The following is a 23,206-nucleotide window of genomic DNA, read 5'->3' as shown; positions in this document are numbered from 1 at the left end:
CATCATGCAAGAGATGCACGCTCTGGAAACCGGGGACATGAGGCAACGTCTGCTTGATGCGATTTATTCGCGGGTTCTGTTGCCGCAACATCAGAGCACCGCCGACGCCCTATCCCCGGTAGCACGAAAGCTTCTCTATATCCGCTCACACTGGCTGAGAATGCCGCCCCATTTGTTGGCCTATCATCTTGGCCACAAGGCTTTGTTCCCGCCAAAATCAGTTTCAGTACCGCTGACCAAAGATGAAGTAAATCTTTAATCAGATGAAGTGCCTATTGCAGGTTGCGCAACAACTCCTGCAGATACTGCACCGGCACGGCAAAACTGATCCCCGAGGGCTGCGACAACACGGATTCCTTGGTACCTTTGACGAACACCATGTTGATGATGCCGATCACCTCGCCCCTTTCCATCTCGAAAAGCGGTCCTCCGCTATTACCAGGATAAGCCGTACCGTCGAGTTGGTAGACTTCAAAGGTGCCGCTTTTCAGGCGCTTGATGACCTGTTCGTTGAGTTGATTTGCTGTCGCGCTGGGCAGGGCAATCGGCGTGATCGCCGAAATGATTCCGCGATGCGTTACCGGTGAAAGGCCAAGAACGCCGCCAATCGGGAAGCCGGTAAACGCGACGCTTTGCCCTTCGCGTACCGGCCCTACGCTGTGCAGGGTCATCGCCGGCAAGGGCGTGCCTTCAATGCGCAGCAGGGCCAGATCATGGGATTTATCCTTCGCTGCGGTTTTTGCCAGACGCCGCTGTGTCCCGGTAGTACCGGAAACGGCTTGAACCAGCAGGGTTTCACCACTGGCTGCATCTAAAACTTCAGGCACCACATGGGCATTGGTGGCTACCAGCGTGCCATTGCCGACGACAAAACCGGTCCCGCGCATGACAAATGCTGGATTACGGGTTCTGGAATAGGTGCCGATCACGACTATCGAGGGTTTTATCTGCTCGATCAAGTCGGGCAAAGCGGCGGTAGCAACTCTTGCGAACGGCAATAGAGCGAAGAGAACAAACAGGTGCGCTGACCACCGGGAGGATATCGATCCCAATAATAACATCACTGCCTCCCTGAAACTTCTATAGCTCTTTGGCGAGTCGGATACGCGGCATTTCTGGAGACGGGGTGGTCACGCCCGGATCGAAGGGATGTTCGTCTTTCTTGACGATACTCATGATCCGTTTGACGTAACCGCGGGTTTCCGCATAGGGCGGAATACCTTTGTAACGATTGACCGCGCCCTCTCCTGCATTGTAGGCGGCGACGACCAACTCGACATTGCCCTCGAAGTAGGCCAGTAGCCAGCGCAGATAAGACAAGCCTCCGCGGATGTTCTGCTCGGGATCGAAGGGTTTCTTGACGTTGAATCGTGCCGAGGTTTCCGGGATAAGCTGCATCAGCCCCTGGGCATTCTTCGGTGAAACCGCCTTGGGTTCAAAATTGGATTCGTTCCGGATCACCGCCATCACCAGTCGCGGGCTGACGCCATACTCCGGAGCAAGCTTGCGTACCAGCGTTAATACCATCTGCTGTGAAGGACTGGTCCCTTTTAAAACATCTTCATAGCCGAAGTCAGCAAATGAATTGCGCATGCATTCCGGCATCGGGGCCGCCTTATCACCGACGAATCGCAGCATCTTCTGTGCCTGCACATGCCCTTTTTCAGCCGCAAGCTTGAAGAAATAAGCGGCCATTTCGTCACTATGCGGGATACCCCGACCGTTGGCATACATCCAGCCAAGGCTGAACTGGGCTTCTGCATCACCATTTCGCGCCCCATCACAATAGAGGCTGGCCGCACGCACTGGATCTTTTGGAACGCCTTCGCCATGCTCGTAGGAGCGGGCTTCGTTCCTCAGGACAACAAGATTACCCGAGGAGAGATCATCAAATGCCGCATTAACAGGAAGCGGAGCAAAGATAAAAAATACCAGGAACAGCGCCACACATGATGACGCGCTTCGAAGAATCTTCTCGCCGGTAGCGCGCATGATCAGGCTGTGCAAGGCGACGATGGTGTGAAGTGGGACACGTACCACGGCATGGCAATGCGAATACCCTCCTCCAGCCGATGCGTAGGGGCGTAATGGAGCAAACGTCGTGCCTTGGCAATGTCCGCCTGCGAGTGCCGAACATCGCCGGGTCGAAACTCGCCGTATCCGGGCTTCGCGCTGCCAAGTTCAGGTTTTGTCTCGGCTAGCACAGCGCGCAGCATTTCAAACAGACGATTTAGCGACGTACGGTCATCCAGCGCCACGTTATAGACTTGATTCACAGCACCTGGGTTCTCGGTTGTCGCAGCCAGTAAATTGGCCTGCACTGCGTTGTTAACAAAGCAAAAATCACGGCTGGTTTCACCGTCACCGTTGATCAGCACCTGCTCACCGAGCAGCATGGCTCGCGTCCAGCGCGGAATTACGGCAGCGTAGGCCCCTTCCGGGTCCTGGCGGGCGCCGAAGACATTGAAGTAGCGCAGACCGATCGACGCAAAGCCGTAGCAGCGCGCGAAAACGTCGGCATAGAGTTCATTAACCAGCTTGGTCACGGCGTAAGGAGATAATGGACGGCCAATGGTATCTTCCACTTTTGGCAAATCAGGATGATCACCATAGGTCGAGCTTGATGCAGCGTAAACAAATCGCCTGACCTTCGCATCGCGCGCCGCCACCAGCATATTCAGAAATCCATCGATGTTGGACGCATTAGTCGCCAGCGGGTCGGCCAGAGAACGCGGAACAGACCCCAAAGCGGCCTGATGCAAAACATAATCGACGTCAAGGCACACCTGGCGACAGGCATCCGGATCGCGGATGTCCGCTTTGACGAACTGAAACTTCAGCCATTGTCCTGGTGTGACCAGTGCCTGGACTTCATCCAGGTTGCAAGGGTGTCCGGTTGAGAAATTGTCCAGGCCGACGACCGTCTGATTCAGCTTGAGCAAGGTTTCAATCAGATGCGAGCCGATAAAACCGGCGCAGCCGGTCACCAGCCAGCGCGCCGGCTTCGACTGCAGACGCTGACTGAGTTGTGCAAAGTCTGAACTTACAAACGCCACACTGTCACTCCCTGAGCAAGCAGTTGAGTTTCATCAAACATGCTCTTCACATCGGTAAGCACGCCACCTTTTTGCAGTTTGCCGACATAATCAGTCAGCGGCCGATTCTTGAACTCCTTGTGCGCAACGGCACCGACGATGGCCGCAGCCACTGGCAAATCATCCCAGGCGGTCAGTTCCACGCCATATTCATGGAGTGCCTCATCGGCATCGGCCACCGGTTCATGAACGATGACCCGAGCACCGTAGGATTGAAGTTCTCGAATCACGTCGATAACGCGAGAATTGCGCAGATCCGGGCAATCCTCCTTGAACGTCAGACCAAGAACGATGATTGGCGCATCTTTGACCTGCCATCCGTTGCGTACCAGGTTTTTGACTGTCTGTTCGGCAATATATTTCCCCATGCCGTCATTGATGCGCCGACCGGCCAGAATAACTTCAGGGTGGTAGCCCAGCATCTCGGCTTTGTGCGTCAGGTAGTAAGGATCGACGCCAATACAGTGCCCGCCAACCAGACCCGGGCGGAAAGGCAGGAAATTCCATTTGCTCCCGGCGGCCTGCAACACTTCCAGAGTATCAATACCAATACGATCAAATATGATCGCCAGTTCGTTCATCAATGCGATGTTCAGATCACGCTGGGTGTTCTCGATGACCTTGGCGGCTTCCGCCACCTTGATGCTGGATGCCGGATAGACACCGGCCGTGATAATACTAGAGTACATTTGCTTGACACTCTCGAGTGTCTCCGGGGTATCGCCCGACACCACCTTGACGATCTTGGTCAAGGTGCGTTCCTTGTCACCGGGGTTGATCCGTTCCGGCGAATAGCCGACGAAGAAGTCCTGCTTCCACGTAAGGCCGGAATGCTTTTCGATGATCGGGATGCAGATTTCTTCAGTAGCTCCGGGATAGACCGTCGACTCGAAAACAACGATTGCACCACGCTTCAGATTCTTTCCGACCGATTCCGACGAGCCGATCAGCGGCCGAAAATCGGGCTGATGGGCATCATCGACCGGTGTCGGAACCGCGACGATGATGAAGTCAGCTTCGGCCAGTGCCGCCGGATCACTAACGACTTCCAGATAGATCGCAGCTTTCAGATCGTCGCTGCTGACCTCACCCGTCGGGTCGACATGCTTTTTGTAATTCGCAATTTTGTTCGTAGACAAATCAAAACCAATAGTCCGACTTTTTTTGCCAAACTCTACAGCCAGCGGCAAACCGACATAACCCAACCCAACAACGGCAACGATAGTCATGATTCCCTCAACCCTTTTTAAAAATTCGAGATAAAAATTGAAAACTTATGCGTCAAAGGCTTTGCAACATTTTTGCAACTTCGGGTTGGGCCGGGAATTTCTCGCCCAGTTTGGCCAGTTCATCCAGTTCCTTTTTCGCTTCTTCCTTCTTCCCGGCCTTGACCAAGGCTTTGGCCAAGTTGAAACGAATCGCCGAACTTTGCGGAGCCAGGCTGGAGGCCTTTTGCAGCAACTCCAAGGCGCGTGCAGTATCACCCTTTTCAAGCAGCATCCCGCCCAGCGTATCAATGATGGCGGGCTGATCCGGCGCCATCTTGTAGGCCTTTTCGGCATACTCGATGGCCTTTGGATCCTTGGTCTGCGCCAAAGACCAGGCCAGATTATTCACAAGCAAGGCGTTATCCGGCTGGGCATCCATCAGCACCCGATAATATTTACTGGCTGTTGCGTAATCCTTGCGGGCTGTGGCCGATTCGGCAAGATAAAGCCGGAACTGCAAATCCTTGGCGTGTTCCTTCAGCCAGCTATCGACAAACTTGTCAGCTTCGCTAGAATTACCGCCAGCAATCATTACAGCATGCAATTTGACGGCCAGTTCGGTTGATCCGCTTAGCCTGAGTCCGGTACGGTAAGCAGTCGCCGCCTCATTCCATGCTTTCTTCAAGGCATGAATATCTCCCTCGAGCACATAGCCCACAGCCTCTTTCGGGCGCTGTTTCTGTATCTCTCGAGCCATTGCAAGCGCCTCGGCAGTGCGCCCGGCTTCGACTTCCATCATGATTATTCCGCGCTGTGCCTCGATCGAATCCGCTTTGATCGAAAGTGCCTTGCGCAAACTTTGCATGGCCGCATCCTTGTTTTTTGCCGCTACCTGGATTTCAGCCATGCGCAATTGGGGCTGTATTGAATTGGGCATCAAGTTGGCCAATTTGCCGTAAGTGGCCAGCGCTTGATTGAATTCCCCAGCCGCCTGCTGGGCACGACCTGCAGCATCGAGAATTTCGGGGCGATCGGGCAAAACAGCGAGCGCATCCTGTGCCGCCGTTAGCGCCTTTTTAGGTTCTTTTGCGCCCAGGTAAAGCCCGATGAGCGCGATTCGTGGTGCCGCTTCTGCTGGATTCGCAGAAATGGCCTTGTTAACCAGGACAGCCACTTCCTCAGGTTTTCCACCGGCCTTGGCGCTCAACTCAGCCAATGCAAGCAAGGCCTGCACATTTTTCGGATCCTTGGCGATGACCCCTTCAAAGCGTTTCTTCGCATCTTCGGGCTTTTTATCAGCCAGATCCAGATTGGCCAGACTGGCAGCCGCAGGGAAATAAGCCGGATTGATTGCCAAGGCCTGTTCAAAGCTTTTACGTGCGGCAGGCACATCTCTTTTTCCCAGCAAAGCAGTACCACGCAAATTATGCGCCAAAGGATTTTCTGGCTGTTTCTTCTCCAGACTGGCTATGGACTTGAGCGCCAGATCGTATTTGCGCCCCCTAAGCTGAGAGGCAATCAATGCCATGTCCGCTTTGATTCCGGTATCAACTGCTGCAATCTCTTCCAGTTCGCGATAAGCCGTTTCGGTTTCTCCCTTGATCAAATGTGAGAGTGCAACCGAGGTACGTTTGCCAGTATTCGCGGGATCAAGGGCCGCGGCTTTTGTAAAATAAACCCCGGCCTTTTCAGCATTCCCGTTCTGCATGAACACCTCGCCAGCCAGCGCCAGCATGTTCGAATCATTATCAATCTTGTCCAGAACGGGTTGCAGGGTGGCGAGTGCCTTGGCCGGCTGATTGCTACGCAAATAGGTGGCAATCAGAATGCGGCGGGCCAACCCAAGCTCTGGTGTCTTGGGCAAGGCCTTAAGCAGGTATGTTTCGGCCACCGAATACGCTTTCAACTCGTACTCGATAGCCCCGGCCAGTTGCAGCCCTAACGTACCATCCGGAAGAACCTTGAGATACTGCTGGAGTGCTTCCTGAGCCGCCTTGAAGTTTTGCTGCTTATAGAAAATCTGCGCCTGGAAGAAGCTTGTTTGAGGATGCTTTGGAGCAATTTTTTTCATTGCCTCCACTTGCTTGCTTGCTGCGTCAAGATTTCCCTCCTCCAGGAAGCGGGAAATCAGTGCGAAGTGCGCTGGGAGATAGTCAGGCTTGACTTCCAGCGCCTTGCCATAGGCTTCTGACGCACCCTTGGCATCGCCCTGAGCGTACAGAATATCGCCTTTGAGTTGCCATGCTTCATAAAGTTTGGGTGACTTTTCAAGAACAGGGCCGAGCAATGCCAGGGCACCGGGGAGATCCCGGGTACCTGCTTTGATTCGAGCCTGCCCGGTTATCGCGGGACCATAGTCCGGGACAGCGGCAAGGGCAGCATCGTAAGCTGCCTGTGCTGCTTCGAGCTTGCCCGTCATCAGGTAGGCCTGAGCAAGCGTTGTCTGCAGATCAGCCCTGCTTTCCGGCGAAGTCAGTTGAACTTTGGCGAAATCTTCGATGATTTTTTTACTTTGCCCGAGCATTAACTGGGAACGCGCCAAGAGAGGTGTCACCTGATCGGCCGGATACTTGAGTTCATTGGCCTTGCGCAGTTCAACTTCCGCGGCCGTTGGATCCCCGCTACTGAGCAGCGCCTTGCCCAGCAAAAACCGGGCTTCACCCAGATTCGGATTACTCTGCAGTGCATTCTTCAACTGAATCACTGCCGCCTTGTTGTCATTCTTGGCCATATAATCCTTGGCTGAAGACAGCAAGGACTCAGACGTTTCCCCACCGCAACCGACCAGAATCAGGGTCGCCAGAAGGGCTGACAAGGCGGATTTGCTCATTGATTTTCGAGTAGTCATAGATGTCCCATAAAGTGGGTAATACTGATCAGCCTATTGATTATTTTAGTCCAAACCGGTGCATAAGATCGTAAATCGTGGGCCTGCTGACCCCCATCATATCAGCGGCCTTTTGCACATTGCCATCGGCACGTGCCAAGGCAGTTATGATGACGCGTTTTTCAACCTGTTCTCGAAGCTGGCGCAGATCCAGACTCGTCTCCTGCTCATTTTGCCCCGGATCAAGGCCAATGTCCTCAACAGTAATCTGATTGCCGTCCGCCATGATTACCGCACGTTTGATACAATTTTCAAGTTCGCGGACATTCCCGGGCCAATCATACGACTCGACGGCCCGTAAAGCATCTTCTCGCAACGTCATGGGGCCCCGGTTTTGTTCTGTAGCGAAGCGGCGCACGAAAGCGTGAGCCAGCAGTGCAGTATCACCATGACGCGCGCGTAGCGGCGGAATGTTCAAGACGATTTCTGCCAGACGGTAATAAAGGTCTTCGCGGAAACGCCCTTCCTTGATCAAGGCCTTGAGATCCTGGTGCGTTGCGCAGACGATTCGCACGTCAATCGGAATCTCCTGTCGCCCGCCAATACGTTCAATTACACGCTCCTGCAAGAAACGCAACAGCTTCGCCTGCAAGGAATGCGGTAAATCACCAATTTCATCGAGCATCAAGGTGCCACGATGGGCTGTCTCAATCTTTCCAGGTGTTGTTTTTGCGGCACCAGTGAATGCACCTTTTTCATAGCCAAACAGTTCACTTTCCAGCAGATTATCCGGAATCGCCGCGCAGTTAATAGCAATAAAGCGTTCGCCGCGCCTTGCAGAAGCGGCGTGCACCCCGCGTGCAATCAATTCCTTACCGGTTCCACTTTCACCGAGAACCAGTACAGTTGCATCACTGACAGCCACTTTTTCAACAGTGCGACATACGCGCAACACCTCGGGATCACGGGAAATCAGTCCGGAAAGAACATCCGGTTGTTGCATGAGTTGCAAGCGGCTGTTTTCCTGCTGAAGATCATAAAGCCGATAAGCACGTTCAATCGTCAAACCCAGCATATCGATTTCAAACGGCTTGGCAAAGAAATCGTAGGCCCCCAGACCGATTGCCCGCAGCGCGTTGGTCCGGTCATTCTGACCGGTCAGGACAATGATCTTGGTATCAGGTGCAATCGAAAGAATCTGTTCTAACAGCGTGAAGCCCTCAGTAACGGAATCTGCATCCGGCGGCAAACCTAGATCCATGGTTACCACTGGCGGCATGTAACGTCGCACCTGAACCAGCGCGCCCTCGCGATCCTCCGCTGTCAGCGTCTGATATTGATCAAGAGCCCAGCGCATCTGCTTTTGCAGTGCCGGATCATCCTCAACGATCAGCAGAGGACGTAATTTCTCTGAGCTCATTCGGATTCCTCGTTCAACACATTCGAATCGATTGCGCCATCCGGATCAAATAATGGCAACAACAGGCTGACCTGTGTTCCAATATTAAGCTCACTATCGACTGAAATCTTGCCCCCGAGTTCATGAACGTATTGGAAGCTTTCGTAGGCACCAATCCCCATTCCTGATGGCTTGGTTGTTTGAAACGGCTTGAACAGTCTTTCGCGTAAAAATTCGGGAGTCATGCCATCTCCGGTATCGCCAACCTCTACCACGGCATGAGCTCCCTGACGCTTTAGTCTGACCCAGACCCTTCCGCCGCTCTCAGTGGCATCAAGTGCGTTCTGAACAATGTGTCCTATCACCCGTTCGACCCGGTCTTCATGCCCCTTGGCAATGACCTTATCGGTCAGATCAATTTCCAGATCGCGTCCCTGCGCCTCCTTGGCTGTCTGGATACGCCGGATGAGGTCACCAAGATCAATACCGCGCGGGCTATCCACCGGAGTAGTTCCTTCACGCAACTGCATCATCAACTGTCGCATGCGCTCGACGGAATGCTCCACAGTCATCAACATATCCTGCTGAAATTCGGGTTTATCCCGGTGGCGTTCAGCATTCTTGAGCATCAGCGACAATTGCGCAACGATGTTCTTCAAATCATGCACAACAAAAGCGGACATCCGATTGAATGCGTCAAATTTCCGTACCTCCAGCAAAGCCTCGGTTGCCCGCATCTCCCCCAGGAAAGCCCCGGCCTGTTGACCAGCCGTCTTCAACAGATCATTGACCTCCCAATTGACGTCGACTTTGGTACGGGCCGTTGCCAGAACGGCGAAGCCGATCATCTCGCTCCCGGTTGCCAAAGGAACTATCAGCCAGGCATTGGGCACTTCGACCAACCATACGGGCAGATCGAGATTGTCATAGCGGCGAGGCAGGGAACGATACTCTTCGAGGTTGATGACCCAGCCACTATCAAGCAAAAACTGACACAGCTTGCTGTCAGAATCTTCAGTCGCCGACGAAACAGGCATATTCCAGCACGCCGCTTGGGCAAAAAAACGCGACGTCGGATCTTTCAACCAGAGCGAACCGGCCGGACTTTCAACCATATCAGCCAAGCCCTTGACCACATGTCGCCCCATTTCGGAAAAGCCGTTCTGGGACGACAAGGTATTAGTAAAGCGCAGCCATTCTTCACGGTAGTCATAGCGATAACTGAAAAGATGCTTGCCGACCAGAACCCTGAACTTCGCTCGCATCGACCCCGACAAGCTCAGTATGCCGAGCAACAAAAGCGCAGCAAACAACAATGCCAACTGGAAGGCACGGCCCCAATCGCCGCCAAAATAGCGAACATAGTAGCCAGCAGCGGCCATAAAAAGGAGATAAACACCAACTGCAACCAGCGTTGCTGATTGCAAGGCGGCTCGCTGTGAAAGCACGATTCTGGTTTTCCAGTCATGGCTTCGTACACTCGAAATGGCTACCAGCGGGAGTGCTAGAACATGCACAAAACCGCGAATACTGAAGGCATCCGCATCTATCCGGTTGAATAGCAGCGCATCCGAAAAAAGATAGAGATCAAACAGGGCAGCTCCACCCAGCCCAAGGCACAAGGGCTTGATACTCCATCGACTGTCAGGAGCAACGTTGCGAAACAATTGCTCAATGAGAACCAGTATAAATACTGTCATCGCCAATGAATTAAACAAGACCAGCCGCTGGGGTGGGATATTGATGCTGATGCCCAAAGTGACCATGATTTGGGCTGCAATACCAACACAGAATAAGACCAGTGCAATACCACCCAGCCAAAGCAAACGAATCGGCAACCGTCCTCTTTCCAATGAATCCGGCTTGAGCAAAACCAGAAGGAAGAAGTACCATCCGCCAAAACGGAAGAGATCGGCAAGCAGGCTACCCGCCAGAAAAATGGCCTTCCCCGTTAATGCAAAGGCGAGACCAGAAATCCCCCATAGTGTGCTCAGGACAGTCGCAATGAGCAAGGCACGGCTACGCCAGCCCTCACGCCATCCAGCCGCCACATAGATGGCAAAGGCAGCATAAACGAAGCCCGCAAGACCATAGCTCCAGGCAGTAATCATTTCTCTGCTTGCATCCAACCGAAAAACCTCCTCAGAGTGCGCTCTCGAAAACGACTGACCCGTGAGGGCTACGCTACTGAGCACCTTTACCGGTAAGAACGACACCTACCGTTTTGAACATGATCACAATATCAAGAAACAGGGTGTGGTTTTTTACATAGTAGAGATCATACTGGAGCTTCTGGATGGAGTCATAGACAGAGGCGCCATACTGGTAGCTCACCTGAGCCCAGCCGGTAACTCCTGGCTTGACGCTATGACGAACAGCGTAAAACGGTATATCTCGCGTGAGTTGATCGACAAAGAAGGGCCGCTCAGGACGCGGACCAACCAGACTCATGTCACCGGTTAATACACTGAAAAGTTGAGGCAACTCATCGATACGCAGCTTGCGTATGATGCGGCCGACACGCGTTGTCCGGTCATCATTTGCCATTGCCCAGCGTGGCTTGCCATCGCTCTCGGCATCCTTACGCATACTTCGAAATTTTACGACGTGAAAGAGACGACCGTTCAAACCGACACGTTCTTGTCTGTAAAATATGGGGAAACCATCTTCCAGCAATATAAATAATGCTGTTACGAGCATCACGGGAAGTGAGAGAAATAGCAGGATCAATGCGGCAACAATATCAAAAAGGCGCTTGACGAACGTACGTCCCAAACCTTGCCGGAACCCTTCGCCAAAAATAAGCCAGCCTGCGCGTAATGAATCCAGTCGAATCTGGCCGAGCGCACGTTCAAAGTAACTGGCAAGATCAAGCACATTCACACCGGTCAACTTGCAATCAAGAAGTTCGCGCAAGGGCAGAATGCCCCCACGTCGGTCATGAACAGCGATGATGATTTCGTGAACATTCAAGGAATGAGTCGTATCTGACAGTGACCGATCCCGAGGCAATAAAAGCTGATCAGGGATACAGGTGTCAACTTCGGTTGGACTTGCATAATATCCAACAATGTGAATATCCGGATTAGATTTTTCTAGCACCTGGCCTACGAAATGTGCCTCAGTACCAGCACCAAAGATCAAGACTCGATGTGTCATCATCGCTTGCGCTCGATTGTGAATTCTGAAAACACGATGCGCAAGCGTTCCGAACACGGCAGCCAAACCCGAGAGAAGCAAAAACTCTCGATTGACGTCTTCAACCGATAGAAAAGCGAAAACGACATAGGCAAGAGGAATAGACAGGTAGAGGGACAAGACTGCACGCGCGCGAGTTTGCTCGATGGTTCGCCCGTGACCTAGCTGATAAAGCCCGAGCCAGGAGTTAAAGACAACCATCACCAACGCAAAAATGACCGCGTAGATAATAACAATATCAAAATTTATCTGCCCTCCATGTCCAACCCAATAAACTGCTAACAGAACGCAGGCAATAGGTAGAATGGTGTCAAGAACGATTCGGAAAATAGTCTTCCAATGAATCCAATGACTGAATACTTTAATCACGATTTGCCCCTAGCAAATTTTTTCGTTTTAACGCTTTTCTTACTGATATCGAGATATCGAACTGGTTAGCGTAAAAAATATGCAAGGCCCAGATCAAATCCCTCAATGAAGAGATTAGCTCGTGATCAATTTACATACTGTGAATTAATGCACAACAAGGTGAAAAGATATTGCATGAGGAAGAATAATTCGGCGTTTTTTAAAAAATTACATTATGTTTACGTTTCAACTTATTGAATATTATTAATATAACTGCATTTACGCACTCTCTTTATGTCCGAAGGCGAAATTGTTTTAAACTTCAATCCATGCGTTTCTTCATATTTATTTCAGTGTTTCCATCTCGATAAAATAATTACAGGTGAATGCTCCATGGTTTCGCGGGGAGGCACTATAACGCAGAATGTGTACTGACATACATTAAAATGGCGGATTAAATGCAAACCTACTCTGTGCTCCGAACACTGCCATCCCCGAACAAGAAAAAGACCAAACAGCATGGCCGCACGGGGAATGTCGAGTACGCTCACTCTAGCGGTCTTCGTTTTCAAGACAGTTGTTTAAGCTGTGCGCTGTCATGCGGAACGAGAAGATATGAAGGAAGCGAAGTGGGGGCAGGCCTACTCACCCGGGTTCAAGGCGAAGTTCGGACTGTAGGCATTGAGAGGGATGAAGACGGTCAACGAGATTGGCCTGGAATATGGCGTTCATCCCAGTCAAGTTGGGTTGTGGAATAAGGAAATTCAGGAGCAAGTCAAGACGCTGTTTGAAGGCATGCGAGGTCCCAAACTGGTGGCGGCGCATCAGGAACCGGCACTGCTCTACAGCGAGATTGGCAAGCTGAAGGTGCAACTCGACTGGCTCAATAAAAGTCAGGGATCAGCCTGTCATGATCCGGCAAGGGTGGATCGCCCCGGAAGCTACGATGGCCGTGGTTCAGCAATGCGTTCTGGCTGGCGTATCGCGCGCCACAGTGTATGCCCAGAAGCAGCCGAGACCGGTCGATGACCGTGATCTGCAGCACAGTCGCCTGATTGTTGAGGAATACACCCGGCACCCGCAGGATGCTCGTATTTCTCCTCACCGTGGGTCATACCGTCAATCGAAAGCGGGTACAACGACTGATGCGGCTTTGCAAGATAGCCCCTATCCTTAAATGCTCTGCAGATTCACAAGCCAGGCAATAGTCGCGTCCTCCACCGACAAACGAAGAACACGGGAAGAAAAAGTATGGTCTGCGTCCTCCACCTCAATTCGGGTCACCTTGACCGCTTCGGTCAAGCCCTTCCAAGCGGCGTTCGAACCGACATAGTCTACAAACTCCCTGGCGGTATAATCCTGCCCGCTAAGGATCAGGAGCACACCACCAGGGAACTGTTTCAAGCCTTCTGCCATAAGATCCTGAAAAGAACGGGATACGTTATCAGTCGGTAGAGGCTTGCCGCGAGCCTGCAAAAGACTATTCAAAAAGCCCTGGAGCGACTTCATTACCTGCATCTTCCCGCTTAGCAACTTGATCCAGAACACTTTCTGCAGCAAGCGCTGGCCGTAATAGTGCTTGATATGCGTCTGCGCCAGGCTCGCCACTGAACGGACCCAGGGGTTGAGCAGAATCAGACCGGCAATCCGCAGATCCCGGGTTGCCTGCACGTACAGCAACGCGGCCGAAGCGGCATCGCACAATCCCCACAGAACGACGCGCTTTACCTTCGGGCAGGCAAGCTGAAAGGCATTGACTGCCGCCTCGATGTCCTCGCAAACAGCATCGAATTCGCGCATCGCACCGCCGCTATCGCCCATACCACGATAGTCGAATCGCATTGCCGGATAACCCTCGGTAGCCAATCGGCGCGACAGCAGCAGAAACTGCCGATGACTTCCTGCCCGGTACTGCGGACCACCGACGACAATCAGCACACCATAGTCAACCGGGAAATCCGGTTTGGCGACGATGCCCAGGAGATGCTCGCCGGCAACCTGGAAAACCAGAGCCTCTTCGGTGAAAATCATTTGGCAAATACCGCTGACATCGCCAGCATACTGGCCTCAAGCAGTGCCGGGCACTCGGCAATCTCGGCCGTTTGCCAGAATGCAGGGCCGTAAACCGTGCTACCTCGAGCAGAAAGGCCTACCGATTTCCATAAATCAAGCCTCGTGCTGGCCAGTGGTGACAGGTCGCCGTCCGGCTTGCCGGACAACTCGATCCATTCAATCTGCGCAGCAGAGTGCGCAGAAGGCGAAAGCTCTGCCCTTCCCAGCTCGTTTGCCATAGCAGAGGACAGCAGATAACCGGCGATCTCTACCGACTCCCCTTGCGCCAGTTGTTCTCGCAGACGATCCATCAGGCCCTTGCTATCACCAACGTGCATTTCGCCGGCAATCCTCAATCGCAAAAACTGCTGCAGAAACTGCTTGCCGGAAACCACAGGCTGCCACAGGAGCAGCTTGCTGGGCTGATCGATCCGGGCAGCCGCAGCACAAGCCAGTAAACAACCGGTACGCAGTCCCCACAACCACAGAACGGTATCGTTGCGCTGTTGCAGCCACGCACAGGCCAGGACAACGTCTTCAATCCAGCCTTCCCAAGATGCCTCGCCAAAATCGCCCGAACTATCGCCGCAGCCATGCAGGTCGATCTGCAGTACAGCATAGCCGGCATGCGCCAGCGCCTTCGCCTGCAGCGACGCCATACGCCGTGACTTGTTCATTTCCTCGGCAAACGGATGAATATAAAGGACAGCACCGCGCCTGGCGGTCTCGGCATCGGGCTGGTGGAACAGGCAGAATCGCTGGCCAACTGCAGCCGGCAGATAAAATGCTTCAAAAGTCATCAATCGTTCAGCTCAGGTGACCATCTTGCCCTGCACAAAGTCTACCAAGGTGCCAACCGAGGCAAAGGCGGCACCATCAATTTCATCATCATCGACGATGAATCCGAAACGTTCTTCCATCGAAGTGATCAAGGCCACCACAGCCATTGAATCAAGTTCGGGTATGGCGCCAAGCAAAGGCGTTTCGAGCGTAAAAGTGTCCGCCCGGCCCTTGAGGCTCAATACTTCATCAAGAATCGACAACACCTCTTTTTTGATATCCATAAAACCCCCTTGTGTGCGCAGGCACTCCGCCTGACTGGAATTTCAACAGACGCGATTATACTTGCAGGAGTACTTGGAATTAACGTGACACCTGATCAGCATTCTTCGGCTCATCAGGTTTGTTTTCTGAAATTCCAAAGTCAACCGGAATAAATTCACAGTAACAGCACGCTCTATTCGCTAGAATCACCAACTGACCATTAAACTCGTGACCCCTGAAAATGACCGATTCCTATCTCCTCCACGATCTGATCGCCCAGTCGGCCACACAGAGTCCGGATGCGCTTGCTCTTACTTACGGCAAACAGTCGATGAGCTATGCCGACTTGAACCAGTCAATCAAAGATTTTGTGAGCGGCATACGTAGCCTCGGCTTGCAACGCGGCGAAAGGATTGCCATCTATCTCGAAAAACGCTTCGAGACGGTCATCGCCAGTTTTGGCGCGACAGCGGCCGGTTGCGTATTCGTTCCGCTCAACCCGCTGCTCAAGGCCGACCAGGTGGGCTACATCATGCGCGACTGCAATGTGCGCACGCTGATTACATCGAGTGAACGTCTCCCCCTGCTGGAGCCAGTACTGGCGGACTGTCACGATTTGCGCCATATCGTACGAGTCAATGCTGAACAGATACCGCCAGGCGCCAGCCCGGTCACGCATTTGCGCTGGGACGAACTGCTCAACTCACCTGTACAGGATGGCCACCGTGTAATCGACACCGACATGGCCGCCATCCTCTACACCTCGGGCAGCACCGGCAAACCCAAGGGCGTGGTGCTATCGCATCGCAACATGGTCGCTGGCGCCAAGAGTGTGGCTAGTTACCTTGAAAACACCGCCGGCGACACCCTGCTCGCCGCCCTCCCCCTCTCCTTCGACGCAGGCTTCAGCCAGCTCACCACGGGTTTCCATGCCGGTGCGCGAGTCGTGCTACTCAACTACCTGTTGCCGCGCGATGTGCTCAAGGTGCTTGATCGCGAACTGGTTACTGGACTCACCGCCGTTCCACCACTTTACATCCAGCTCGCGCAATTGGAGTGGCCAGCCGGCATCACCGAGCACCTGCGTTATTTCGCCAATACCGGTGGTCGCATGCCGCGTGAAACACTGACTGCACTGCGCGCACGCCTGCCAAAGACGAAACCTTTTCTGATGTACGGCCTGACCGAAGCCTTCCGATCAACTTATCTGCCGCCGGGAGAAGTCGATCGCCGACCGGATTCGATCGGCAAGGCCATTCCCAATGCCGAAATACTCGTGTTGCGCGAAGACGGTTCGCCTTGCGCACCCAACGAGCCGGGCGAGTTGGTGCATCGTGGTGCACTGGTCGGTATGGGCTACTGGAATGATCATGAGAAAACAGCAGAACGCTACAAACCTCTACCGACTAGCACACCAGGACGCGAGCCTGGGCTAGTTATTCCTGAGTTGGCCGTCTTCTCCGGTGACACCGTGCGCAGGGATGAAGAAGGTTTCCTCTACTTCATCGGCCGCCGTGACGAAATGATGAAAACTTCGGGCTATCGAGTCAGCCCGACCGAGGTTGAAGAAGTTCTCTACGCCACCAAGCTGATCGGCGAATGCGTCGCCTTTGGAGTCGATCACGCCACGCTCGGGCAAGCGATCCAGGTCATCGCTACGCCGCCGGAAGGCAGCAAGCTCGACACGGCAGCGCTGCTCAGCCAATGTCGTAATCTGATGCCGGCCTACATGGTGCCCGCGCATATCGACGTGCGGGATGGCCCCTTGCCGCGCAATCCGAATGGCAAGATCGACCGCAAAACACTATCAACCGAATGGATCGAAAGGCAGAGCGCTACCTAAGCGCCCGCTTCAGGGAATCACACAAATGCAAGCCAGCGAACGCCAAGTCCCAACCCATGCACCAATGACCCAGTTCTCCGTAAATAATGGCGAGTTGGTCATCGGGGGCATTCCGCTCTCACGCCTTGCTGCACGCGTCGGGCAAACGCCTTTTTATGCCTATGACCGGCAACTGCTCGCGCAACGCGTCGCGCAACTGCGCACCGCATTGCCGGCCTCGATCAAGCTGCACTATGCGATGAAGGCCAACCCGATGCCGGCCCTGGTGTGCCATATGGCCGGACTGGTCGATGGCATTGACGTAGCCTCGGGCGGTGAGCTGAAGATTGCCCTCGACAGTGGTGGTGACCCGCACGAAATCAGTTTTGCCGGCCCCGGAAAAAGTCGAGACGAGTTGGTACGTGCCGTTGCCGCCGACATCCTGATCAATATCGAATCCTTCCGGGAAGTCGCCGAACTGGCTCGAATCCGCAACGAAACAGGCTGTAAGGCACGCATCGCCGTACGCGTCAATCCGGATTTCGAACTAAAGAGTTCGGGTATGAAAATGGGTGGCGGCCCCAAACAGTTCGGTGTTGACGCAGAGCAGGTTCCCGAACTACTGGCCGAAATCGGACGGGCTGGCCTGGCATTTGAAGGCTTCCACCTTTTTGCCGGATCGCAAAACCTCAAACCCGAAGCCATCGTCGAAGCCCAATACAAGAGTTTTGATCTGGCCCTGCGCCTCTCACAGTCGGCGCCTTCCCCGGTGCGCTTCCTCAATCTCGGCGGTGGTTTCGGCATCCCCTATTTCCCAGGCGAGCAACATCTTGATCTGGCGCCGATCGGCGCCAATCTGGCCAGCCTAGCCGAGCGCGCCAGCAGCGAAATGCCCAACGCCGAACTGGTCATCGAGTTGGGACGCTATCTGGTCGGCGAAGCCGGAATCTACGTTTCGAGCATCGTGGACCGCAAGGAATCACGCGGGCAAATCTTTCTCGTTACAGACGGAGGTCTGCATCATCATCTGGCAGCATCTGGCAACTTCGGCCAAGTTATACGCAAAAATTACCCGGTCGCCATTGGCAATAAAATGACGCCAGACAAATGCGAGAACGTCTCGGTGGTGGGACCATTGTGCACCCCGCTCGACTTGCTGGCTGACCGGATGGAACTTGCCGAGGCACACCCCGGAGATCTGGTAGTGATTTACCAGTCCGGTGCTTACGGATTCACAGCCAGCCCGCAGGCTTTTCTTGGTCATCCGGCGTGTATTGAAGTTCTTGTCTGAAAGCCCCAACAATCGCAACTTCGTTGGGTTACCGACAAAGCCGCAGGCCCTCCATGAACCTGAAAGAGAAACCTCCGAAGTACATGACGAGGACGCCGGACGGCCACTGAGGCAAGCATTGCAGTCCAGGTCGGGCGCTGATTTCCGGCGCTTTGCAGCGAGTGTAACTGTATCAACGAGACTCGCGCCAACTGAGCTCAGGCACCACGCTAGGCATCTAGCGTATTCCATTCATCGTTAACAGGACTAAATGAACGCCAACAGGCCGTGTTACCTGTTGGCGATCTGTCTGCCGTTCCATGAAACAACATCATCCAGAGCGGCGCTGCAAACCTCTTGAGCGGATACCAGATTTGATGGCCTGCCGAGGCCAGCGAATGCTTAATTTATTGCTGGCACTTATCTTGCTTTACTTGTTGTAATCCTGGATAAACGGAGGCAATCATGGACTGGAACGAAATCCTCGCGATCATTACTATCGTTGCTGTTGCGCCCTATGCCACAGCGGCTGCAGTAAGCTGGATCAGGTGACCTGGAAAGACCAAAATTGGTGCAATAGGCACACTATCGACACGAGTCCCGCGAGCCGGAAATCAAAGCCTGGGCACCGCGAGCCGGGCTCCAGCCCACGCCTCTCTCAGAGGGCCACGGCGCAGGGACCAGCCGCACCCAAGTAAATCTTGCTGGCAAGATCTTTCCTGAGTGATTGCCTTCGCTGATTCAGGGCGAAAAACTAACATCCGACGGCCCAAGGTTCCGTCCGAGCAAAGCTGGACCGAGGTCCCTCACCTCCCCGAACTGAAGCGGTAACCAAGGGGTCGAAGCATCTATTTCCCCGATGCCAACCGAGCGCTGCGCCAAGGTGAGAAGTTGCGACACCTAGTCCCCGCGGGCATGGAGAGAAATCGTTTTATCAACCCTGAGCATCCGCACAATGCTCCGGATAAAACTGCTCCAACACTCGACGGTGCAGAGCAATGAGGCTTAACAAATCCTCCCACGCCAGCACTATGGCTCCGAATTGGCCGCTAGCCTCACAATCGGCTGATAACTATCGCGTGCATTCCTGCAATGAGGCATCTCGCCGCGCTGTGATGGCGATGCTGCAGTGCTTCAGAGTTGGCTTAAAACGTTCAGCCTTATACGCCTCAGCCAACACTTCTTCGTACGCGAGTACCGACCCATAGCCTTGGTCATTGCTCTTGGCCACGCCTACTGTTTTTCTGGGTTTTCGAGTCGGATCATATCTCCCGGAAAATCGCCAAGCACAGGCTCTCGAAATCGGCCCAAGACGTCGGTGTAGCAATGTTTTTTTGATCCATTTAAAGCACCTCGAACAATGTCATAGGACGAGCAAGTCGTAAGGGCGCCACGTCGGCACCGAGAGCACAGCGCCGAGTATAAATGCGCTTTGGTTGCATCCAGCCTGGAGTACGTTGTGACAGTGACCGTAATCAGAATGAACAGGTTGACAAGTTCGGCTGGCGCCGAAGAGATATTTTCATCATTCAACAAATTCAAAAGACATATCGAAATATACCGAACGTCCACAGACTAGTCTAAATCACTCCCACTCGATTGTCAATAGCAACCTCTATCGCTAGTGTTTACGCCATTTTCCATGGGGCCAATCTGCTTGATACCGTTGCCGATACCGTCAATTTCCCTCGCCTTGTACGCGGTGGCTGCAGACAAGTCCCAACAGGCTTCACTCCGTCTCAGGCGCGCCCACTGATAGGGATGCTTGGCCGTGCCGGCAATCCGATCCGCCGAGCAACGCATAAAACGAGCGCTTTTTGGCGCGGAGATGGACTCAATTGAAGGCGACCACTCCAGCGCATCGATTATCTACTATCTTGAGCCAAGTTTTGCACACTCTCCCTGCAGCCAGTGACCAAGCCGCGCAGGTTGGCATGCAACAGCTTGTCCACGTCCGGCTGAGGCATGTTCCAAAGGTCAGCTAGACCTGCGGTAGCCCTTGCTGCATCCCATGGTTTAGCGCTCTCGCCGTCAAGCTGAGCGAATGGACCGTCAGTCTCTGTCAAAACGCGTTCTTTGGGCATAGCACGCGCTAGACCTCGTGCCTTCTCGGCCGCCAACATAGCCGGACCGACACTGAACCAGCAGCCCAGCGCGACTGCGCGCTCAAGCTCACGTGGGCTACCAGAGAACCAGTGCAGGATCGGCGTGCCAGCGCCTTGAAAAGCTTCCAGACGATCAAGCACCGCCGAAGTGGCGCGGCGGCTGTGTATAGACAAAATTCTTCCGCCTGCGGCCTTGCAGGCCCCCAGTATGTGGTCGAAGACTGCCAACTGTGCCTGCCAATGCTGTTTGTATTCCGGTCCACCATCAAGGCCGATTTCGCCCACGTACATCACTTGAGGCAAGTATTCGTCAAACAAGTCCAACTCGCCAAAACGCAAGTGCGCAAGTTGCGGATGGAGTCCCAGCGCTGTCCGAATCCGCGAGCCACCCTGAACGAGTGCGGACGTCCCTTTCCATGCGCTTGGCGTCGTTGTGACGGATAGCACATACATCCCGCGGGCCGAGATTTCACGCACCACTGACAGCGGATCGGGGTACAGGTCCAAATGGGCGTGGAAATCAATCATCGGACACCCTGCGCGAGCATTAGTGCTTCTATCTCGGCAAGTCCTCGTTCAACCGTATTTGCAAGCGCTTGCTTGTCCGTCACTAAACCGGAGCTAATGGTTGAGCCGAGCCACCTCGCCGTGCCTGCTTCTCGCCGTTCGGCAATTCCGATCAACGCTGATCGCACGTCATCAAACCCGGCATGCTCATCGTCGTCGAGAGCCAAGTTGCCGTACACATAGTTCGTCAGGTCCTGGCCCCTCCACGCAAGGAATGCCGCGCGACGCACTTGGCAAGGCACGCATCTACCGCAATGGTTGTAGCCAAACTGCTTAAAGCGGCCGCAACTTGTCGTCTGATAGGCATGAGCACCGATCAGTTCCTGATTCAAACAATCCCGAAGCATTTCGCCTGTGGTTTTGAACCGATAGTGATTGACGATGCGCACCCGCAATCCTGCTGAATCGAGCACCTGCTGAAGAAGCGCGAAAACAACCGGATGTGTCGTTCGCGTGCTCAGACTTCCGATCCTGCCGCCAGTCAAGGGCGGGTTGAGGGCGATGAAGCCGTTCTCGCAAACGTACAGCGTCACCTCATCGCCAGCGTGGTACCGAGCCAGCGTGGTGGCCATGAAAATGCCATACGCCAAGAAGATAATTGATCGTGCGCGTTGTGATGGCGGATTCTCGGGATCAGGTACGTCGGCGTTGTGATTTACCTGGAAGTGCCGTAGCCCGCCACCTATTTCAGCAGCAAAAGCTACCTGCTTCTCACCATCGCCTCGCACCATTTGGCTGACCGCCAGCGGCCTTTTTCCTTGCGCTGCTAGGTCGATCGCCCCAATGTAGCTATCGAGCCCGCCCGATAGCAGAACGACGCAGTCCTCGCTTGGATGCTCCGGCTGACGATCGGGCTGAGGAAGGATGCCGCCCTCCACGAACCGCAATGCCCATCGATCCGTGCTTAAGTAGGCCAGGAGTTGCTGTATCGCCTGGACGTTCGCATTCCAAAACGGCGCATCTACAACTGATACCGTTAAGTCGAACTCTCTCGTCCAGCCGTCCGGGCTACGCTCACGGTGCCCGGCAAGATCTGCTGACACGACAGCCAAAGCCAGGGCTAGAAGATCCCAAGCGCGCGGTGCAGGGGCGACCTTCTCACGCATGATCGCGTGCTTCAGCGCCGCGCCCACCGACCCGCGCATAGGATCGCCAGAATTGCCAAAGAGAACGACATCGAGATCGCTCGGAGTGCCGAGAAAGTCGTAGTCGGAAAGTGCGCAAGTAATCCTCATTCGGCGTACCCTTCAAAAACTTGAAAGGTCTCGCGAATGGCGCTTTGGACGATCTGAGTGACTCGTAGCGAGGCTAACCCCTGCCCGGCTTCACGCAGCCTTCTGAATGAAGCGGACACTATCTCGCGAACATATTCCCGAACTTCCTTGAGGCGGCCTAAGCCGATAGCAGCGTTTGGCGCCTTCTCGCGAATCGTTCTCCCGATGTCCAGATCGATGCGACGGAATACGTCGGCCGCAACAAAGCGCTCGATTGCCATATCACGTTGTTCCTGGTCAAGATTGAGCAAGTCGGCATTGGGGAACTGATTCAACACATCGGCCAGCGCATCTTTGATGGAGGTTCGACTGGCTTCGGCGTCCTGTGTACCGTCTACGGGTCGGACTGCCTCCACCACGGCATCCATAACCTCATCTGCGGATCGACCGGCGGCCAGCGCTGGGTCCAATGGACTGCCTGGCGCTGCGTACGGGTTGGCTTGACCGCCAGACAGCGCTGTATACAGCGCTTGCGCTGTCTGCGCTGTGCCGCCCATTCTCCGGGTTGCAGTAGCACTCCCGCCGTAGCCCTTCTTGACGTACTGACCAAGGCCTCGACGCATGGTTGTGCCGTCACCAGTCCGCGAGTAGTCGCCGATATTTCTGTTTGCCCCTAGAAATCTACGTGCCGGCGCAATCGGAATAGGCTGTCGGGCCTCTGTTCCCGGCGCGGGGGTCAATGGCGCGCCTTGCTCAGGTGTGCCATCCGGCGGACCGCCCTCACCCGCATCGGCACTTCCCAGAACTGGACCGGGCAACGGAAGGTCTGGTACCCACGGGGGAACCATAGGAACACCTGGCGGCGAACCATTACTTGACTGAGACGTTCCCATTTCCCCTCCTTGCCTTGATCGCGTTCTTAACCGGCTTGCTTATTTCGTCGTCTTCGGCCCAAGCGGCGAATACGCTCTGGGACCAAGGCTCATCGGCGATCTTCGGGACAATACTGGGCTTGATCTGAAGCGCGGGCCTTTCCTTTAAGAAGCCTGCCAACCGC

Annotated in this window: 19 protein-coding genes and 1 pseudogene; 5 read left to right on the top strand and 15 right to left on the bottom strand. The window is 54.2% G+C overall.

Annotation, left to right across the window (positions count from 1 at the left end; translation table 11 throughout):
* Positions 1-259, top strand: a pseudogene (locus JNM42_RS04195) (hypothetical protein); the annotation flags it as partial.
* A gap of 13 nt (positions 260-272) precedes the next feature.
* Here JNM42_RS04195 and JNM42_RS04190 read toward each other — a convergent pair.
* The 8 genes from JNM42_RS04190 to JNM42_RS04155 form a co-directional block, all read right to left on the bottom strand.
* Positions 273-887 (bottom strand): serine protease, encoded by a 615-nt coding sequence (locus tag JNM42_RS04190; RefSeq protein ID WP_294266643.1) that lies wholly within the window; start codon positions 885-887, stop codon positions 273-275.
* A 193-nt stretch (positions 888-1,080) separates the two neighbouring features.
* Positions 1,081-2,007, bottom strand: a complete 927-nt coding sequence (locus JNM42_RS04185; RefSeq protein WP_294266640.1) for a transglycosylase SLT domain-containing protein — start codon at positions 2,005-2,007, stop codon at positions 1,081-1,083.
* Positions 1,995-3,056: an SDR family oxidoreductase gene (locus tag JNM42_RS04180; RefSeq protein ID WP_294266638.1), complete on the bottom strand. Its 1,062-nt coding sequence runs from the start codon at positions 3,054-3,056 to the stop codon at positions 1,995-1,997. The genes JNM42_RS04185 and JNM42_RS04180 overlap by 13 nt, the downstream gene beginning before the upstream one ends.
* Positions 3,044-4,324, bottom strand: coding sequence for a nucleotide sugar dehydrogenase (locus JNM42_RS04175; RefSeq protein WP_294266636.1), 1,281 nt, complete (start codon positions 4,322-4,324; stop codon positions 3,044-3,046). Before JNM42_RS04175 ends, JNM42_RS04180 begins: the two co-directional genes overlap by 13 nt.
* Before the next feature lie 52 nt (positions 4,325-4,376).
* Positions 4,377-7,133 (bottom strand): XrtA/PEP-CTERM system TPR-repeat protein PrsT, encoded by a 2,757-nt coding sequence (gene prsT / locus JNM42_RS04170; protein WP_294266633.1) that lies wholly within the window; start codon positions 7,131-7,133, stop codon positions 4,377-4,379.
* A gap of 58 nt (positions 7,134-7,191) precedes the next feature.
* Positions 7,192-8,550, bottom strand: a complete 1,359-nt coding sequence (prsR, locus tag JNM42_RS04165; RefSeq protein ID WP_294266630.1) for a PEP-CTERM-box response regulator transcription factor — start codon at positions 8,548-8,550, stop codon at positions 7,192-7,194.
* The gene (prsK, locus tag JNM42_RS04160) at positions 8,547-10,640 is read right to left on the bottom strand and encodes an XrtA/PEP-CTERM system histidine kinase PrsK (protein WP_294266626.1); all 2,094 of its coding nucleotides are present in this window, start codon (positions 10,638-10,640) and stop codon (positions 8,547-8,549) included. The genes prsR and prsK overlap by 4 nt, the downstream gene beginning before the upstream one ends.
* A gap of 73 nt (positions 10,641-10,713) precedes the next feature.
* The gene (locus JNM42_RS04155) at positions 10,714-12,096 is read right to left on the bottom strand and encodes a TIGR03013 family XrtA/PEP-CTERM system glycosyltransferase (RefSeq protein ID WP_294266623.1); all 1,383 of its coding nucleotides are present in this window, start codon (positions 12,094-12,096) and stop codon (positions 10,714-10,716) included.
* 669 nt (positions 12,097-12,765) lie between these two features.
* On the opposite strand from JNM42_RS04155, the gene JNM42_RS04150 reads away from it, so the two are divergent.
* Entirely contained in the window at positions 12,766-13,104 is a 339-nt protein-coding gene (locus JNM42_RS04150) for a hypothetical protein (RefSeq protein WP_294266615.1), read from the top strand.
* A gap of 26 nt (positions 13,105-13,130) precedes the next feature.
* Complete coding sequence (locus tag JNM42_RS19410) at positions 13,131-13,283, top strand: IS3 family transposase (RefSeq protein WP_366504401.1); 153 nt, start codon at positions 13,131-13,133, stop codon at positions 13,281-13,283.
* On the opposite strand, the gene JNM42_RS04145 is transcribed toward JNM42_RS19410, so the two are convergent.
* Genes JNM42_RS04145 through JNM42_RS04135 form a run of 3 tightly spaced genes read right to left on the bottom strand, consistent with a single transcriptional unit; the run spans position 13,249 to position 15,191 of the window.
* Positions 13,249-14,106 (bottom strand): hydrolase 1, exosortase A system-associated, encoded by an 858-nt coding sequence (locus tag JNM42_RS04145; RefSeq protein ID WP_294266612.1) that lies wholly within the window; start codon positions 14,104-14,106, stop codon positions 13,249-13,251. The genes JNM42_RS19410 and JNM42_RS04145 overlap by 35 nt on opposite strands.
* Complete coding sequence (locus JNM42_RS04140; protein ID WP_294266610.1) at positions 14,103-14,927, bottom strand: hydrolase 2, exosortase A system-associated; 825 nt, start codon at positions 14,925-14,927, stop codon at positions 14,103-14,105. Before JNM42_RS04140 ends, JNM42_RS04145 begins: the two co-directional genes overlap by 4 nt.
* Positions 14,928-14,939: 12 nt before the next feature.
* A complete protein-coding gene (locus JNM42_RS04135; protein WP_294266607.1) occupies positions 14,940-15,191 on the bottom strand; it encodes a phosphopantetheine-binding protein in 252 nt (83 codons plus the stop codon).
* A 221-nt stretch (positions 15,192-15,412) separates the two neighbouring features.
* Between JNM42_RS04135 and JNM42_RS04130 the strand changes: the two genes are divergently transcribed.
* A complete protein-coding gene (locus JNM42_RS04130; protein ID WP_294266604.1) occupies positions 15,413-17,014 on the top strand; it encodes an acyl-CoA ligase (AMP-forming), exosortase A system-associated in 1,602 nt (533 codons plus the stop codon).
* 25 nt (positions 17,015-17,039) lie between these two features.
* Positions 17,040-18,284, top strand: a complete 1,245-nt coding sequence (locus JNM42_RS04125) for a pyridoxal-dependent decarboxylase, exosortase A system-associated (protein ID WP_294266602.1) — start codon at positions 17,040-17,042, stop codon at positions 18,282-18,284.
* 1,844 nt (positions 18,285-20,128) lie between these two features.
* Here the strand turns inward: JNM42_RS04125 and qatD are convergent.
* From qatD to JNM42_RS04105, 4 genes are all read right to left on the bottom strand, one after another.
* Positions 20,129-20,896 (bottom strand): Qat anti-phage system TatD family nuclease QatD, encoded by a 768-nt coding sequence (gene qatD, locus JNM42_RS04120; RefSeq protein ID WP_294266600.1) that lies wholly within the window; start codon positions 20,894-20,896, stop codon positions 20,129-20,131.
* Positions 20,893-22,170 (bottom strand): Qat anti-phage system QueC-like protein QatC, encoded by a 1,278-nt coding sequence (gene qatC / locus JNM42_RS04115; protein WP_294266597.1) that lies wholly within the window; start codon positions 22,168-22,170, stop codon positions 20,893-20,895. The genes qatD and qatC overlap by 4 nt, the downstream gene beginning before the upstream one ends.
* Positions 22,167-22,772: a Qat anti-phage system associated protein QatB gene (gene qatB, locus JNM42_RS04110; protein WP_294254301.1), complete on the bottom strand. Its 606-nt coding sequence runs from the start codon at positions 22,770-22,772 to the stop codon at positions 22,167-22,169. The genes qatC and qatB overlap by 4 nt, the downstream gene beginning before the upstream one ends.
* 247 nt (positions 22,773-23,019) lie before the next feature.
* A partial coding sequence (locus JNM42_RS04105) for a hypothetical protein (RefSeq protein WP_294266591.1) occupies positions 23,020-23,206 on the bottom strand: 187 nt, incomplete at its 5' end.

It is taken from the genome of Propionivibrio sp., assembly GCF_016790145.1.
Classification (GTDB): domain Bacteria; phylum Pseudomonadota; class Gammaproteobacteria; order Burkholderiales; family Rhodocyclaceae; genus Propionivibrio.
Note: the sequence above shows the minus strand (reverse complement) of the source record. Positions and strands in the feature narration are given on the sequence as shown.